Origin of the sequence: Sorangium sp. So ce119 (assembly GCF_051524405.1) — a bacterium.
GTDB classification, from domain to species: Bacteria; Myxococcota_A; Polyangia; order Polyangiales; family Polyangiaceae; genus Sorangium; species Sorangium cellulosum_G.
Window position 1 is genome coordinate 1448300 of the sequence record NZ_CP150310.1, and the last position, 16157, is coordinate 1464456.

Annotated in this window: 11 protein-coding genes; 2 read left to right on the forward strand and 9 right to left on the reverse strand. The window is 72.7% G+C overall.

Annotation, left to right across the window (positions count from 1 at the left end):
- Positions 1 to 186 precede the first annotated feature (186 nt).
- The 4 genes from WME76_RS05750 to WME76_RS05765 form a co-directional block, all read right to left on the reverse strand.
- Positions 187 to 1107 (reverse strand): HTTM domain-containing protein, encoded by a 921-nt coding sequence (locus WME76_RS05750; RefSeq protein WP_437959184.1) that lies wholly within the window; start codon positions 1105 to 1107, stop codon positions 187 to 189.
- Positions 1104 to 1652: a hypothetical protein gene (locus WME76_RS05755; RefSeq protein ID WP_437959185.1), complete on the reverse strand. Its 549-nt coding sequence runs from the start codon at positions 1650 to 1652 to the stop codon at positions 1104 to 1106. The genes WME76_RS05750 and WME76_RS05755 overlap by 4 nt, the downstream gene beginning before the upstream one ends.
- Positions 1649 to 4126 carry a hypothetical protein gene (locus WME76_RS05760; RefSeq protein WP_437959186.1) on the reverse strand — a complete coding sequence of 826 codons (2478 nt, stop codon included), beginning with the start codon at positions 4124 to 4126 and terminating at the stop codon, positions 1649 to 1651. Before WME76_RS05760 ends, WME76_RS05755 begins: the two co-directional genes overlap by 4 nt.
- Before the next feature lie 654 nt (positions 4127 to 4780).
- The gene (locus tag WME76_RS05765; protein WP_437959187.1) at positions 4781 to 5104 is read right to left on the reverse strand and encodes a GxxExxY protein; all 324 of its coding nucleotides are present in this window, start codon (positions 5102 to 5104) and stop codon (positions 4781 to 4783) included.
- A 313-nt stretch (positions 5105 to 5417) separates the two neighbouring features.
- On the opposite strand from WME76_RS05765, the gene WME76_RS05770 reads away from it, so the two are divergent.
- Entirely contained in the window at positions 5418 to 7223 is a 1806-nt protein-coding gene (locus tag WME76_RS05770; protein ID WP_437959188.1) for a hypothetical protein, read from the forward strand.
- Positions 7224 to 7269: 46 nt separating this feature from the next.
- Here WME76_RS05770 and WME76_RS05775 read toward each other — a convergent pair whose 3' ends face one another.
- The 5 genes from WME76_RS05775 to WME76_RS05795 form a co-directional block, all read right to left on the reverse strand.
- Positions 7270 to 8841: a response regulator gene (locus tag WME76_RS05775; protein WP_437959189.1), complete on the reverse strand. Its 1572-nt coding sequence runs from the start codon at positions 8839 to 8841 to the stop codon at positions 7270 to 7272.
- 484 nt (positions 8842 to 9325) lie between these two features.
- Positions 9326 to 9889, reverse strand: coding sequence for a hypothetical protein (locus WME76_RS05780; protein ID WP_437959190.1), 564 nt, complete (start codon positions 9887 to 9889; stop codon positions 9326 to 9328).
- Positions 9890 to 10186: 297 nt separating this feature from the next.
- A complete protein-coding gene (locus WME76_RS05785; protein ID WP_437962079.1) occupies positions 10187 to 12940 on the reverse strand; it encodes an nSTAND1 domain-containing NTPase in 2754 nt (917 codons plus the stop codon).
- Between the two features lie 402 nt (positions 12941 to 13342).
- The gene (locus tag WME76_RS05790; RefSeq protein ID WP_437959191.1) at positions 13343 to 14212 is read right to left on the reverse strand and encodes an FHA domain-containing protein; all 870 of its coding nucleotides are present in this window, start codon (positions 14210 to 14212) and stop codon (positions 13343 to 13345) included.
- A 234-nt stretch (positions 14213 to 14446) separates the two neighbouring features.
- Complete coding sequence (locus WME76_RS05795; RefSeq protein ID WP_437959192.1) at positions 14447 to 15037, reverse strand: RNA 2'-phosphotransferase; 591 nt, start codon at positions 15035 to 15037, stop codon at positions 14447 to 14449.
- 150 nt (positions 15038 to 15187) lie between these two features.
- Between WME76_RS05795 and WME76_RS05800 the strand changes: the two genes are divergently transcribed.
- The gene (locus WME76_RS05800) at positions 15188 to 16132 is read left to right on the forward strand and encodes a LysR family transcriptional regulator (RefSeq protein ID WP_437959193.1); all 945 of its coding nucleotides are present in this window, start codon (positions 15188 to 15190) and stop codon (positions 16130 to 16132) included.
- The last annotated feature ends 25 nt before the right edge of the window (positions 16133 to 16157 follow it).

The following is a 16157-nucleotide window of genomic DNA, read 5'->3' on the forward strand; positions in this document are numbered from 1 at the left end:
TCCATACCCGGATCCCCGCGCGGATGCGAACGAGACGAGCCGCCGCTCCGGGAACAGCCCCGCGCGCGGGTTCCCCGCGAACAGACGGCTCGCGAAGGCGTCCGCCCGGTAGTTCGGTATGGTTTGCAGCGATGTGACGCTGGGATTCAGATCGAAGACGGAATCGATGTCTCCTGGGCGCGACGCTCAGGTCGGCCCCGCGCGGCGCGGGCGCCTCAGGTCGCGCATCCTCTCCAGCTCGAAGAACCCGGCGAAGGCGATGCCGAGCAGCGGGTAGGGGAACAGGATCGCCATCGTGAGGAGCACGCCGAGGTGGAAGAGCCAGGCGGCGCCGCAGAAGACGACGGCGATGCGCCGGCTGAACAGGGCGAGCGGCGCGCCGAGCTCCATGGCGAGGCTCGCGAGCGCGAGCGGCGGGAACAGGAACCCGTAGCGGACCAGCGCGCCGCCGAGCGGAGAGTGCGTGTCGCCGAGCGCGATCTTTCGCACGTTGTCGTAGGCGATGTAGTTGCGGAGGATGTCGCTCAACGCCCAGTCGAGGCCGCTGTTCCGGAGCTTGGTGACCCCGGCGATGAAATAGGAGGTCACCGTGATCGCGCAGAGCAGCCGGAGCGGCCAGCCATAGCGGCCGTGGGGCGCGGGCGCCGATGAGGCCGACGGCGCGCCGGCGGCCGCGCGCGCGTCGAGCGAGTACGCGTCGGCCGCCGCCGCGAGGCCGAGCGCGATGACGTGGAGCACGAGCAGGTTCTCGGTGTGGAACACCATGCCCCACGAGTTGCGGTAGCTCAGCACCCAGAGCAGCAGCGCGCCGAAGAGCGGACCGGCGACGCGGAACTTGAAGCCGGCCACGAAGGCGGCGCCGGCCGCGATCGCGGCGCCGATCAGGCCGCGCACCGCCCAGAGCGGGAGCGGCGCGGAGAGCACCGAGACGACGCCGATCGGCCTGAAGCCCTCCGGCGGCAGGTGGCCCACCCGCTGGAGGTGCACCGCGCGGACGCACAGGTACACGAGCGCGAAGCCGCCGACCAGGAGCCGCACGATCGCGAGCCGCTCGGCAGGCGCCTCGGCGAAGAAGGCGCGGTCGAGGCGATCGAGGAGGCGCCTCATCGCGCGCCCACCTTGCAGGTCGCGTGGAGCTTCGAGTCGAGCGGGGTCTCCTGCCCGTCGAAGAACGCGATCGCGTCGAAGGTGTCGGTCCGGATCTCCACGGAGACGATGTCGGCGTGGCCGGCCTGCTCGGCGACGCGCGCCGCGATGCCGCGGCAGAGCGCGCGCGCCGCGCGGGCGCCCTGACGGATGCTCTGCGCCAGCGTGGCCCTGGCCTGCAGGACCTCCTCGCTGCCCACGAGGCGCGGCGGGATCGGCCGCCGCCCGCCGCGGGAGTCCACGCCGACGGCGCGCTCGACCGTGGTGCGGGCGTCGTGGCGGCCCCACGAGAACATCGGGTAGGTCGACAGCGGGAAGCTGTCCACGGGCGGCCGGCGAAACAGCGGGGCGAGCATGAGGAGCAAGAGCCCCGCGGTCACGGCGTACGCGTACGCCCTGCGGTCGACCCAGCGAGCGCCCGCGCTGGGGCCCGCGCCGCCGCTCGGGCCCGCGCCGCCGCCGGCGACCGCGCCGGGGCCCGTCCTGCCGCCCTCGCCGGCGCTCACAGCGGCCCCGCCACCGGGGCGCTCCGCCCGGGCAAGAGCCCCAGCATCCTGCCGCCGTGGCCGAGCGCGGCCCACGCGTGCTGCACGTAGTCGATGCGGATCCGCGGCGACGCCATGCTCTCGCTGAAGCCGCCCTCGATGATCTCGTCGCGGCTGCAGGCGAAGCAGGTCGCGGGCGACCACTGCTGCCGCACCAGGAACCCGAGCACCCGCTCCATCAGCGCCCGGTCGCGCGCGAGATCCTCGCCGCGCGCCGCCTTGACCGCCATCGCCGCCGCCAGCGCCTCGCCGAACCCCGCCGTCGCGGTGTTGTGCGGGGGGAGGACGTTGCCGAACCCGTAGCCGCCCACGAGGTCGGGCGCGACCTCGCTGTCCTCGTCGAGCACGAGCCGCGACTTGAACGCCACGTAGTCGAGGCAGAACCGCTCGTAGTCGTCGCGGCGGTGACGGCCGAGCGCCGCGCGCGCCGCGAGGCAGTGCCAGTTCTCTTCCATATACACGAAATCACTGGCGAAATGGTCCCAGTAACGGTTCGCGTAGTAGTCCATCGCCCGGTCGACGGCGGCGCGCACCTCGGCGGCGGGCGGGAGCTCGGGCCGCGGGTCGCGGGCGGCGAGGTCCTCGAGCAGCGCCAGCGCGAGCACCGACTGGCCGCCCTCGTAGAGCTGCGTCGGGCCGAGGACGGGCGCGACGCGCGCGAGATCGAGCTGCGGCGCGAAGCCGCCGTCGTCCCGCTGCGTCGCGAGCACCATGCGGGCGAGCCGGCCGATGAGCGCGTCGTGCGCCGCGCGCGCCTCGGACGTGTCGCGCGGGTCGTGGACGACGTCGCGGCACGAGAGGAACGCGACCAGGCTCAGCGCCGTGGGGTTGAGGTTCGCGATCGTCCCGCGGGTGTCCGGCGGGTAGAAGAGCGCGCCGACAGGGCCGCCCTCGCCGGACCGGCGCTCGAGCTTCGCGAGCAGCGCGAGCGAGCGCTGCACCGTCGTCGTGAGCTCCGGCGGCGCCGCGGCGCCCTCGGCGCCGGCGCCGAGCTCGCAGAGCGCGAGCGTGGTGCCGGCCTGCCGCGCGATCGAGAAGCCGTCGAACGAGGCGCGCCCGGTGAACGGGTCGACGATGTAGCGGAACATGCCGTCCTTCCGCTGCGCGCCGAGGATGTAGCGCTGGGCCGCGGCCGCCGCCTGCTGGAGGGTCGCGTCGGTGAGCTCCACCCCGGGCTCGCCGATCCGGGACAGGAGGTGGAGCGCGCCCGCGCGGTCGACCGTGTAGCTCAGCGTCTCGATGCGGAGGAGGCCGCTCCTCGGCGCGCTGTCGTCCGCGCCGGCAGGGCCGCCGGGCGGCGCGGGCTCGCCGAGGGCGCGGCGCAGGACCGCGAGGTCCACGCCGAAGCGGAAGTCGGGGACGCCGGCGATCGGCGCGTTCGTGTTGAACGCGTCGATCGCGATGAGCTGCCAGGGCATGAGGCAGCGCTCGTCGAGGCAGAGGCCGTCGAGCCCGGGGCGCAGCGACAGCCCGACGAGGCCCGGCCCGGGAGAGCCGAGCGGCTGGACGGCCGAGACGACGTCGATCTTGAGGGGGCCGCGCAGCGCGTCGGCGAGCGCGCCGCGCAGCGCGGCCGCGGCGTCCTCGCCGGGCGGGGGCTGGAGGCAGCGGGTGGCGACGCCGGCGCGACCGCGCTCCTTCGCGCGGGCGAGGTGCGTGACGACGAGGGTGGGGCGGCCGGGCGCCGGGGGCGCGGCGCACGCGGCCGGCGCCGTGGTCATGAGCGGCGGCGCCTTGGCCGGCGCCGCGGGGAGCTCCTCGAAGGACGAGAGCGCCTCGCGCAGCGCGGCCCCGGTGCCGGATGGCGCGCCGCCCGGCACGGGCAGGACGTCGGCCTTGGCGGTGCGGTGGCGGAAGAGCAGCGCGAGCGCGGCGAGCACGACCAGCGCGGAGAGCGCGGCGAGGGCGGCGCGCGGGGACGAGCGCCGCCCGAGGGGCGCGAGGCCGCCGGTCGAGGCGACGCCCCAGCACGCGAAGGGCAGGGTGAGGAGCGCGACGACCCCCCAGACGGCGAGCAGCGCGGCCGCGATGCCGGCGCCGAGGCCGCGGTTCAGCGAGGCGACGTAGACGGCCGAGGAGAGGAGCCCGTAGCTCAGGAGCGCGAGGTAGCCGAGCGAGACGAGCGACGTGAGCCGGAACGCGCGCGGCGCGAGCGGGTGGGGGAGGAGCGAGAGGACGGCGGTCGCGGCGTGGAGCAGCGCGAGCGCGGCGGTGACGACGGCGAAGAGCGTCCACGGCCGGAACGGGAGGGAGAGCGCGGCCCAGGCGAAGAGGGGCGCGTGGAGGGCGCCGAGGAGGCCGACGGCCCAGCGGCGGGGCGGCGCGGCCGGAGAGGCGGCGGCGCGGGCGGCGGGCGCGGGGGGGTCCGCGGCCTGCGGGGCGCTGGCGTGGAGCGGAGCTGGGGGCGCGGGGGGGTCGGTGTCGGGCGCCTGCATGGTGCGGCGACGCTTATCACGATGACGGTCGAGGACCCCCGGGGTTCGAGGCGATCGGGGCTCCACGCCGGGGGGTACCGGGGGGTCCGTGGCGCCTGGGGGCACCACGGAGCGGTTCGGGCAGCGCGGAGGCGGTTCGGGCAGCGCGGAGGCGGTTCGGGCAGCGCTGGAGCGGCTCGGGGCAGCGCTGGAGCGGTTCGGGGCAGCGCTGGAGCGGTTCGGGGCAGCGCTGGAGCGGTTCGGGGCAGCGCGGACGCGGTTCGGGGCAGCGCTGGAGCGGTTCGGGGCAGCGCGGACGCGGTTCGGGCAGCGCGGAGGCGGTTTGGACCACGTTCTTTCCGCGGGCGCCATCAACGGCTCCTCCGTAGAATCTGTGGGTGCATGGTTCGAGCAAGGGCACAACGACGTGCGAATCAGCCCGGGAGTGCCCAGCCGTCCAGTCCCGCTACGCGGCTGGACGCAGCGTCGGGTGCATCCGCTGGTTGGGCCGTCTACTTCAGCACCCTGGTCGCTGAAGCGGTGACGAAGCCCGTCCATTCGCAGCGGGAAGCCGGAATTTAACGCAAAGGCGCAAAGGCGCAAAGGCGCAAAAAGGCAAGGGAGAGGGGTGAAGTCACTCCTGCGATTCGTTGACCACGCGATGGATACCCTGCCTCACTCACCTCGCCAACGTTGATGACGATCGCGAGCTAGAGATTCGAGAGCCGCAGGTGGGCGAGGGCCTGCGCTTCGAATACTCTGTTGTATGCGACCGTGGCCTTGCACTCGACGATGACTTGTCCACGAGCAGATCGAGGCGCAAGTCCGACGCAAGACGCTTGCCTTGTACACGAGCGGCACCGTCTTCTGGCGCACGACGTCCAGCCCTCGCGACTCACGTTCGAAGGCAAGCGCCTCTTCGTAGACGGTGTCGAGCAGCCCCGGACCTCCAAGGCTGCGCTGCACCTCGATCGCCGCGTCGACAACGATCCCAGCCACCTCATGACTCGTTCGTTCCCCCTCCGTTGTTTTGCGCGTTTGCTTTGAATTCTGGCTGCTCCGCAGAATATGCGCTCTGTGTACGGATAACGTCTCGGTCAGTTGGCGCCGAATCCGGATTCCGGGCAGCGTGGCCGCGTGTCAACAGGAGCTGACGGGGCAATCCAGCCGAGCGAGGGCCGCGGCGGGCGCGGGGAGCTGGCGGGCGCGACCAGGCGGCGCTCCGCAGCTGGACGGCCGCGGGTCATCGCGGCCCTGTTCCGGCTGGCGGGCTCGGCCGCGATGCGCGGCGGCGCTGGGCATCACATCCGGCATGGATGTGCAGCGAGCAAGGACGAGGGCCGGCGCCCGCCGCCCGCTCGTGGCGCTGCTCCTCGCAGCGCCGCTCTTCTGGGCGAGCTGCGGCCGGCTGCCTGCCCGGATGGCCGTCGCGCGCCGGGCGGAGCCGAGCGTCCGCGCCGTCCTGGAGGCGCACGCCGCCGCGCGGCCGGCGCCGCCGCGCGCGGGCTCGGTGCCGCTGCTGCTCGTCGCCGACGGCGGCGGCAGCGCGCCCGCGCCCGAGAAGCGCCCGCCGGGGGGGAGCGCCGCGCCGGCAGAGGTCGTCGTGTCGACGGCCGTGCCGTTCGCGCCGGGCGAGCTGCGCGACGCGCGGCTCATCCGCCTGCGCGACGGGCGCGGCGCGGCGGTCCCGCTCCGCGCGAAGCCGCTCGCGGTGTGGCCCCAGGGCCGCTCGATCCGCAGCGCGCTCGTCGCCTTCCGCGCCGCGCTCTCGCCGGGCGAGCGCGCGATCTACACGCTGGAGTACGGCGCCCCGGCCTCACCAGGCCCGCCGGGGCAGCGCGCCGATCCGCCAGGGCAACCCGCCGACCTGCCGGGGCAGCGCGCCGACGCGCCGGTCGCCCAGGGCACGCCGGTCGCGCAGGGCGCGCCGGTCGCCCCCGGCGCCACGCTCGACGAGGCGCTCCTCCCCAACCCCGACGGCCCGATCGCCGCCGTGCTGCCGCCGTCGTGGTACGCGGCGAGCCAGGTGTGCGGGCCGCAGCTGCCCGCCATGGACGACCGCCGGTTCCCCGCGTTCGAGACCGGCATCGAGCGCGGGCTCGCCCGCATGACGCCCGCGTACGACTCGTACGGCGTGAGCTGCTCGGGCGCGCACCGCACGTACTACGACGGCCCGCACGCGCTCTACCAGCGCTTCCTCCGGAACGGGGACGCCGCGCGCTACCGGCGCGCGCGCGCCGAGGCCGCCTGGTACCGGCAGAACGAGCTGAGGTTCTCGCCCGACCGCCGGCTCGCGATCCACGTGTGCGAGAAGGAGGACTGGAGCCCGGCGAGACCCCTGTCCTGGCACACCCTCCGGCGCATGCTCGGCCAGGGGATGCTCGACGACTACCTGCTCACCGGCGACCCGGCGGCGAAGGAGGCGGTCCTCGCGATGGGCGAGGCGCTCCGGCTGAACCTCGCCACGCTCACGGGCGGGAAGGAGGACGCGCTGCGCGCGACCGAGCGCAACATGGCCTGGGCCATGATGACCCTGGCGAGCACCTACGCGCTCGAGCCCAGGCCGGACGTGCTCGCGGCGCTGCGCGGGCTCGCGGATCGCACCGTGGCGTGGCAGCAGCAGGGCGCGTCCGGCGCGTTCGAGCACGACCTCCACCGCGCCGATCCGTCGGAGTGCGAGCGCGGGCCCCGCGGCGGCTCGCCGTTCATGTCCGCGCTGCTCGTCGACGCGCTCATGGAGTACCACGCACTCACCGGCGATCCGCGCGTCCGCAACGTCGTGGCGCGCGCGGCGGGCTGGCTGGAAGAGCGCGCGATCACCTCGGACCGGCGCGCCTTCCGCTACCTCTGGGGCTGCGAGACCGACGCGTACGACGACAGCGGCACCGCCGACCTCAACCTGCTGATCGTGCCCGTGTTCGGCGCCGCCTACGCGCTGACGCGCGATCCGCGGTGGATCGCCGTGGGCGACGCGCTCGCCGACGCCGGCGTGGAGGCGATGTGGGTGAAGCAGCCCAAGCACTGGAACCAGGCGATGCGCGCGTTCGGACGCTACCTCGGGTACCGGGCGCAGCTCCCCGGTCCCCCCGCGGTCGCGCAGCGGTCGGCCGGGCGTTGAAGCGCGTTGAAGCGCGTTGACGCGCGCCGAGGCGACCCGCGCAGGATCAGAGGCGCGGCGCGCCGTCGCCGGCCTGCTTCAGCGCGTAGCCGATGCCGCTCTTGAGCGTCCCCTTCGTCACGACGGCGCCGAGATCGACGCCCAGATCGATGAGCGTCTGCGCCAGCTCGGCGCGGATGCCGGTGATCACCGTCCTCGCCCCGAGCAGGCGCAGCGCCGCCGCCGTGCTCATCAGCGTGCTCGCGACCTCGGAGTCGAGCACCGTCACGCCGGTGACGTCGAGGATGACCACCTGCGCGCGGTTCGCCTGGACGCCGTGCAGCGCCGCCTCGAGCGCCTGCTGCGCCCGGGTGGAGTCGATCGTGCCGATGAGCGGCATCACCATGATGTGATCGGTGATCGGGATGAGCGGCGTGGAGAGCTCCGCCAGCCGGGCGTCCTGCGCCTGGATGATCTCCGCCTGGAGCGCCGCGCGCGCCTCCTCGGCCCGCGCCCGCTCCGCGAGCTCCGTCTCCAGGCGCTCGTTCGTCCGGCGGAGCTCCTCGGTCTGGCGCGCGACCTCGGTCTCCAGGCGCTCGTTCGACCTGCGCAGCGCGGACGCCATCTCCGCCTGCTGCGCGTAGAGCAGGGCGTTCTTCACGGCGATCGCCGCCTGGGAGGCGAGGAGCCCGAGCGTCTCGAGCTGCGCCGGGAGCAGCGGCTCCGGCGTCGCGTCGCCCTCGATGTAGAGCACCCCGATGAGCTCGCCCTGGCACATCATGGCGAGGCCGAGGATCGACCGCGGCGCCTTCCCCTCGAGGTAGCGCGCGCCCGCGAGGCGCGCCTCGCGGCTCGTGTCCCCGAGGAAGACGGACTCCCGCGTCCTCGCGACCTCCTCCACGACCGACACAGCGAGGTCGGCGTCCGGGCGGACCGGCGTCGCGAGCCCCAGCCGGACGGCGTCCGGATCCCGCGTGATCGACGCCTCGACGACCAGCCCGGAGTCGCGCGAGAGGACGAGGACGCACCGCTGCGCGCTGGCGTGCTCGAGCGTGATCCGCAGCAGCCGGTCGAGCACGCCGTCGAGGACGACCTCGCTCGAGACCGCCTGGGCGGCGCGGATGACCGTCGCCATCTGGGCCTGCGCCTGCGTGAGCCCCGCGAGCGCGCGCTCGAGCTGGGCCGTGCGCTCCGCGACGCGGCGCTCCAGGTCGTGCGTGAGCTGCTGCAGCGCCGACTCCGCCGCGAGGCGCTCCTCCACCTGCGCCGCGAGGCTCTTCGTGAGCTTCCTCAGCTTCGTGTGCACCCGGACGCGCGCGAGCAGCTCCTCGTCCAGGAACGGCTTGGCGAGGTAGTCGACGGCGCCCAGGTTCAGGCCCTTCACCCGGTCCGAGGACAGGTCGGTGCTCGCCGTCATGAAGATGACCGGGATCGCGCTCGTGGCAGGATCGCCCTTCAGCCGGCGGCAGGTCTCGAATCCATCGATCCCTTCCATCTTCACGTCGAGCAGGATGAGATCGGGAGTCCCTTCCTTCGCGAGCCGGATCGCACGCACGCCGTCCACCGCCACCGCGACCTCGAAGCCCGAGCCCGTCAGGGTGTCGGACAGGAGCCCGAGGTTCCTCGGGTTGTCATCCACGATCAGTATCGTTCCGGCTTCACTGGCATCCATCATCCATCCTCCAGGACGCGCGTGCACGCACCTCCACCACAGCCGAGGTCGTCATGGCGTCTCAGGGAGCCTCTGCACATCGCGGATCACCGTGCGCCGCTGGTCAGCGGCGCGGTGAAGGTCCGACGGCGAGTCTCCTCCATGTTGGGCAGCATACCATGAACCCCGCGCGCGCCGCGACGCCGTACGACCGGAACGTCACAACGGGGCCGGTAGACCGCTCCGCACGACCGGGCACCCGATCACTCGTGAGACCACATGTGGGTGATCTGGTGCAAATGTAAGGTGCGTGAGGAGCGATGCCGAGCAACGAGGAAACCTCGATCCGGCGAGCACGCCGTGACGTGATGTGACGGATCGGGCAGGGATCTGCGCCCCGCGCGCGGCGCCCTGCCGGGCGCGGGGGGCGGCGGCACCGCGGGGCGTCAGCCGGGTTCTCCGATGAAGGGCGTTACCCTGCCGGCCGGAGCCGGAACGCGCCGCATTCGGGGTGCTCGATGCGGCCGGCGAAGAGCGAGCCGTCGAGCGCGAGGTCGCCCTTCATGCTCACCATGACGTAGTTGGGAGGACGCTCGATCCAGGCGCCGGGAGAGAACGAGGCGGTCCGCGTCTCGGCGTCGTAGCGGCCGAGCATGAGGTATTTGCCGGAGACGCCGGACTCGGCATGATGGAAGTCGAAGATGGCCTTGATCCTGTCGTCCTTGACCCGGAGGATCCGGAACGTCATCTGGGTCGTGCCCTGCGGACAGTCGTAATCGCCGATCCAGGTCCGCGTCCGCTCGAACGGGCTGTCGCCGCGCGGCTCGTCAGGCACCCAGCCGTCGGTCGCGACGGGGGCCGCCGGGGGCGGATCGTGGAGGACGATGTAGACCGTCTCGGCGGCGGCCGGCGACTCCGGGGCGCGCGGCTCGCCGAGGCCGGGCGCAGGGCCGCAGGCAGCCAGCAGGAGGGCCGCGCAGGGCGCGCAGCGCAGGGCAGAGCGCCGTCGGAGGGAGGGGGCGTTCGCGGTACCCATGCGGGGGAGGGTACCACAGGGAGCGCGCGGGCGAGGCGGCGCGGGGGGCGGACGTGGCGCTGGCCGGGCGGGCGTGGCGTGGGCTGGCGGGCGGGGAGGCCGCTCGATCGCGGTGCGCCGCTCGGTGGCGCCGCGCGCGTGCGTCAACTCGAGGCCTGCACGCCTGTCGCTGTTCTCAGGATGCCTGGTACCTGTTGAACCGTGTGACGGATCGATACCCGACGAACACGTAGGAATACAATTCTATCCCAACGCGCGCCGGTGCTCGGTCCGCTCTCGATGACGAGCAGGGTCATTCTACCGAGATGGCAGGATCTCACCGGTCGATTCTGCCGGTCTGGGCTTGTTCTTCTGCGCCTCCTCCAGCGCCTTCCTCGCCCTGGCCGCCCGCACGCGGGCGCCCTCGACCTCGGCCTCGGCGCGCTGCTGGGCCTTCACCGCGTCGTCACGCATCCGCTCGGCCCGGATGCGCTGCTCCTCGATGTCCTTCCACGCCTTCTCCGCCGCGTCCTTCGCCGCCTCTGCGCTCGCGAGCGCGCTCTCCAGCGAGGCCTGCGCCCGCAGCTGATCGTAGAGCTGCTGCGCGATCTCCCAGTACTCCCCCGTCACCTGGGCGTACCCCGTCCCCGAGACCACCACCAGCGCCAGCGCCGCGATGACCCCGGTGAAGAACCGCCGCCGCCGGCGCTGCTTGTGGTCGGCCAGCCGGAGCACCTCCTCCAGGAAGAGCCGCTCCCGCTCCGGCAGCTCCCCCCGGTAGCGCTTGCGAAAGCCGCGCGCCTCCTCGGCCACCTTGCCGCGCCAGAGCATGTCCGCGGTGCGCTCGCTGGCGTCCCACAGCCTCGCCGCCGCGCGCAGCCGGTCCAGGAACACCGCGTCCTCCTCGCTCTCGTCGAGCCAGCGCTTGAGCGTCGGCCACCGCTCGATCAGCGACTCGTGCATGATCTCCACCGTGCTGCCCGCGCGGTCGCTCCCCGGCTCGATGGCCAGGAGCCGACCGTCGGCGAGGAGGCCCACCACGCGCTCGATCTCGCCTGGACCCCCGGGGAGCTCACGGAGCTCGCCCAGGCTGGCCACGGCGCACGTCCGCTCCGGCGTCACCAGGCGCTCCAGGACCGCCCGCGCCAGCTTCGCCTGGCGCCCGCTCATCCCGGCCAGGAGCGTGTCGGCGTGGCTGGCCAGCGCGCCGGCCACGCCGCCGAGCGCCTCGTAGCTCGCCCGGGTGAGCATCCGCCGCTCGCGATCGCGCATCTCCCACAGCCTGGCCGCCGTGAACTGGAGCAGCGGCAGCGCGCCGTGCGTCCTCTCCAGCGCGTCGAGCATGCCTTCGACCATCGTCGGAGCCTCGATCTCGTGCCGAGCCGCCTCGATCGGCCTCACCAGCGCCTCCCGCAGCCCCTCGCGCCCCATCGGCTGGAGGAACACGAGGCCGCGGATCATCGCCGCCATGAAGCGCTCGTGCCCGGCCAGCCGCTCGATGAAATCCGACCGCACCGACACCACGACCCGGAGCGGCGACGACGCGTCGTCGGCGATGCCCTCGAGGCACGCGAGGAACGCCGCGCGCTCGCCGGCCGGGGCGCCGAGCGTGAACAGCTCCTCGAACTGATCGATGACCACGAGCAGGCGCCGCTGCGCCCGGCCCGACCACCCGCGGAGCGCGGCGCCGAGCAGGCCGGGCTCGACGCGAAGCCGCGCGATCCAGTCCGCTCGCGTCGACGGACCGCCGTGCGGGACGAGCGCCTGGAGGTCCATGCTCACGGTCACGGTGGGGTGGCTCAGCAGGTCCGCGAGCGCCGCCATCGGCTCGCGCCCGGGCCGCACGACGAGCGCCTCCCAGCCCTCGCCGGAGCGCTTGAGCGCCGGGATCACCCCGGCCCGCACGAGCGATGACTTCCCCACGCCCGACGAGCCCGCGATCGCGAGCAGCGGCTGGTTGCGGAGGCGCGCGACAACGCCCGCCAGATCCTGCGCGCGGCCGAAGAAGCGGTCGGCGTCGGTCTCCTGGAAGGAGGAGAGGCCGGCGAACGGGCACTCGTCGGCGCCGAGGTGGATCTCCCGGCGCCCGGGCAGGAGGGGCAAGAGCTCGGCCAGCAGCTCCTCGGCGGAGGCGTAGCGCTCGGCTTTGCTCTTCCGCAGGCAGCGATCGATGATCGCGCCGAGCGCGCCGAGCTCGGGGTGGCGCGCGCCGACCTCGGGCATGGGCTCGTCGAGGGCCGGCACGCCGAGGAGGTCCATCCTGCTGCACGGCGCGAGCGGGTGCGCGCCGAGCACGAGCTCGTGCAGCATGATGCCCACCGCCCAGATGTCGCTGGACGGGTCGATCTCCCTCCCTCGCCACTGCTCCGGGGACATGTACGGCAGCGTGCCGACCATCCCTCCGTCGCGGGTGAGGCGCGTGTCACCCGCGCCGGAGCCCTCGGCCGCGAGCCTCGCCTCGTCGTCGCGCAGCTTGGCGATGCCGAAATCGACCACTTTGATCGCGCCGGCCGCCTCCAGCATGATGTTCTCGGGCTTGAGATCGCGATGGACGATGCCGGACGCGTGCGCTCTCGCGAGCGCGCGCACGACGGGGACGATCATGTCGACCGCCAGGCTGGGCGGGAGCGGCGCCGTCGACACCTCCCCGCCGGCGCCCACGGGCCTGCGCTGCTCCATCCAGCTGCGGAGGCTCTGACCCTCGATGTACTCGAGCACCATGTACGGGTATCCGTCGTGCTCGTTGACCTCGTAAATCGTCACGATGTGTTCGTGCTTGCAGCGCGCGGTGGTCTGCGCCTCGACCAGGAAGCGATGCACCCCGAGGCTGCTCAGCCGGGTGAGGAGCTTGATCGCGACGAGGCGGGCGAGCCGCGTATCGCGGGCGAGGAACACAACGCCCATTCCGCCCTGGCCGAGCTCGCGCAGGAGCTCGTAGTGGCCGATGCGGGTGCCGGCCGACGGCGCCGGCCTTGCCTGCGGCTGCACGAGCGACGGCGGGGCGGCCGTCGCGGTCGTCGAGCGACTCGTCTCCTCGCGAGCGCCCGTGGCCACGCCGCCGGCCTTGACCATCACCCCGTGGGGCCGCGTGGCGCCCGAGGGCGCCGCGGCGGCAGGCGCCGTGTTCGCGTAGGCTGCGTCGTTGCGCCAGTCGCTGCTCATCGCTGGGCGTCCCGCGAACGTGATCGACTGCGCAGGGAATCGACGGAGCGGCTCCCCGGTCATTGATGTGGCGGACATCTCCCCTCCTTCTGTGCAAGACGACCGAGGATTGACGATCCTTCCCGGCCAGATCATCGACCGCGAGCAGGTATGCGACGTAGTCAGGAGTCCCGGGATGGCGCTCAGGACCCTGCTTTCAGGGCTCTCCCGACGCCGCGGGCGCCTGCCGGATGCGAGCGAGCGTTGGCATCGGGGCCGATGCCTCTGTATCGATCTCCTGGTGGCTGACTCGTCGTCAGCGCGCTGGGGGATTCAACCCGATGGTTGCGTTGCGTCGTCCCAGACGACCTCGATCGAGGACTCGTTGGTCGGTTCGACTGCGGCAGACAATGCCGACTGGTCGTTGAAGATCAGGAAGCGCGCCTCCACGTTCCCGATCCGCAGCTCATCGCCATGCCGCAAGCCATCTGCGAGCTTCACTTTACGCCCGTTGATGGTCGTCCCGTGTCGCGAGCGTAGATCGTGTACAAAGAAGCCGCCCTCGTGCAGGAATATGATGCAATGAAGCCTTGACACGCTCGGGTGAATCAGCGTGATGTTGCTCCTGCTCGAGCGGCCGATGGTGTTGAACTCTCTTAGCTGGATGGCTCTCGGTCTGTGGTGGTTCGCTATCTCGAGAGCTGCACGTTCGTGAGGTCGACATCGCTCGGACCTGTTGTCGTACTTGTCGATGAACGTCGGGGTGAGGTCCGTGGTGTCCTCTTCGAGCGTACTGCGGATGATGGCCGCCAGCTTGGCCCATGCGTCGTCCGGGTTCGTCCAGGCGGAGATGGGGTTGTCAGACTCCTTGTGCAGGGCGTGAGGGAGATGCCCGAACGGGGCGTGTCGCCAGTCGCAGGAGCGGACGACGGCGACGAGGATCTTTGTGTGGCTCGCCAGCGCGCCATAGATCTCGTTGCTGTAGCATTCGTTCGTGGAGATGTAGTCTGCGCTGACCAGCACAAGCAGTATATCGGCATGGTGTATCGCCGCTCTGAGCGCTGCGCTGCGGTCGCTGCCGGCGGCGATCTGTCCCGCGTGCCACACGTCGACGCCATCCCGGATCAGCGGCGTAAGATGCTTGTGGAGCTGTAGCATGTATGGCTCGTCGGCGGGCGCATACAAGATGCCAATGCGGTACATGGCCGAAATGTAGCATGGTTTGGCGCGGCCGAACACAACGTGGCTGCTCGCCCACGTGAGTCACTCCGAGATGCCGTTCGGTCTCAGGAGGAGGGGTCACCACGGTGCCTCCGGCAGCCACCGCGCTCCCGCCAAGCGATCTCTGGATTGTTCCGCTATGGACGTAGGTTGGTCGCCTGGATCCTGCCTGCCGCGAGGCTTCCTGCGCTCGCCGCCTCCTCTCTAGCTCCGCCGCTATGCCCCGAGGAGGAGCGCCCGCAGCGCCGCCGCCTCTCCCCGCGCCCGCGCGACGATCGGCACGAGCCCCACGATGCACCCGACCGGCACCTCCCGCGCGAGGATCACCCCGTTCTGGCTGCGGAACACGCCGATCCCCCGCGCCCTCAGCCGCGCCGGGCTGATCTCGAGCATCACGTCGACCTTCGCCCGCTTGCCGACCGCGCTGTCGAGCGCGTCGGTGCAATGCACGTGCGTGCGCGCCGCCGGCCGGATCCCCTCGCGCGCGATGCCCCGGACCGCGTCGACGCTCGTGCCGTGCCAGATCGGCGCGTCGCCGAGGACCTCCTCCCACGACGCCTCGAGGCCGGCGAGCGTCACCGGCATCCCCTCGCGCGAGTGTCCCTGAGACGCGCGCATCCTGTCGCCCCGGATCTCGAGGCGGTTCTTCGTGTTGTTCTCCACCGCCTCGTCCAGCCGCGAGCGCGGCAGCCCGAGCGCCCTGAGCACGTCGTCCACGGCCACCCAGCCGGCGTCGTCCATGGCGATGCCCATCGAGGGCGCCCCGTGGCGGAGCAGCCAGGAGAGCTTCTTGCTCGTTTCGGTCATGCGATCGCGGCCCATCGTCAAGCTCCATTCCTTCTCGCTGGGACCCCGTAAGCCCGGAGCCACCGCACGGAGAGCATAGACACGGCGCTATCATCCGGAAGCGGTATTTCTGGATAGGCTATCGCGTTTCGCGATAGCCTGCCTCCCGCCATGCTCAACCTCGACTGGCTCGGCGCCTTCGTGGTCTTCACCGAGCACCTCAACTTCACGCGCGCGGCGCGGGCGCTCCACATCTCGCAGCCGGCGCTCCACGGCCAGATCGGCAAGCTCGGCGAGGCGCTCGGCGTCACGCTCTACCAGCGGCGCGGGCAGCGGATCGAGCTCACGGCCGACGGCAAGCGCGTGGCCGCCTTCGGGCGCGAGGTGGGCGAGCGGACGCGGTCGTTCCTCGGCGTGCTCCGCAACGGCGAGAGCCGCGAGCCCGTGGTGCTCTGCGCCGGCGAGGGCTCGTACCTCTACCTGCTCGGCGAGGGGATCCGCGCCTTCACCGCGCGCGCCGCCGCCCCGCTCCGGCTGCTCACGCGCGACCGCGAGGCCACGCTCGACGCGGTTGCGACGGGCGAGGCGCACCTCGGCGTCGCGCCGCTCGAGGGCACACCGGACGGGCTCGCCGCCGACCGCCTCACCGAGGTCGAGCAGGTCCTGGTGGTCCCCGACGCGCACCCGCTCGCCCGCAAGCGCCGGATCAGGCTGCGCGACCTCGAGGGCGCGCGGCTCGTGGTCCCCGGCCCCTCTCGGCCCCACCGGGCGCTGCTCGCGCAGGCGCTGCTCTCGGCGGGCGTCCGCTGGGAGCCGGCCGTCGAGGCGAACGGCTGGGAGCTGATGCTCCACTTCGTCCGGCTCGGCGTCGGCGTCGCGGTGGTCAACGCCTGCTGCCGCCTCCCGCGCGGCCTCGTCGCGCGCCCGATGCCCGAGCTGCCGCGAAAAGTCTTCTATATCGTCCGCCGCCGCGGGGGCGCGCTCCAGGGAGCGCCCGCGGAGCTCCGCGACACGCTGCTCGCGCACGGCGCGGCCTGGCAGCGGAGCCGGTCGCGGTCTCGATCGTCCACAGGAGAGCTCACAAGGAACGAAGACGGGAAGCGGGAAGATCCTTAGATCTTCGCTCCCGCCTCCCGCCTTC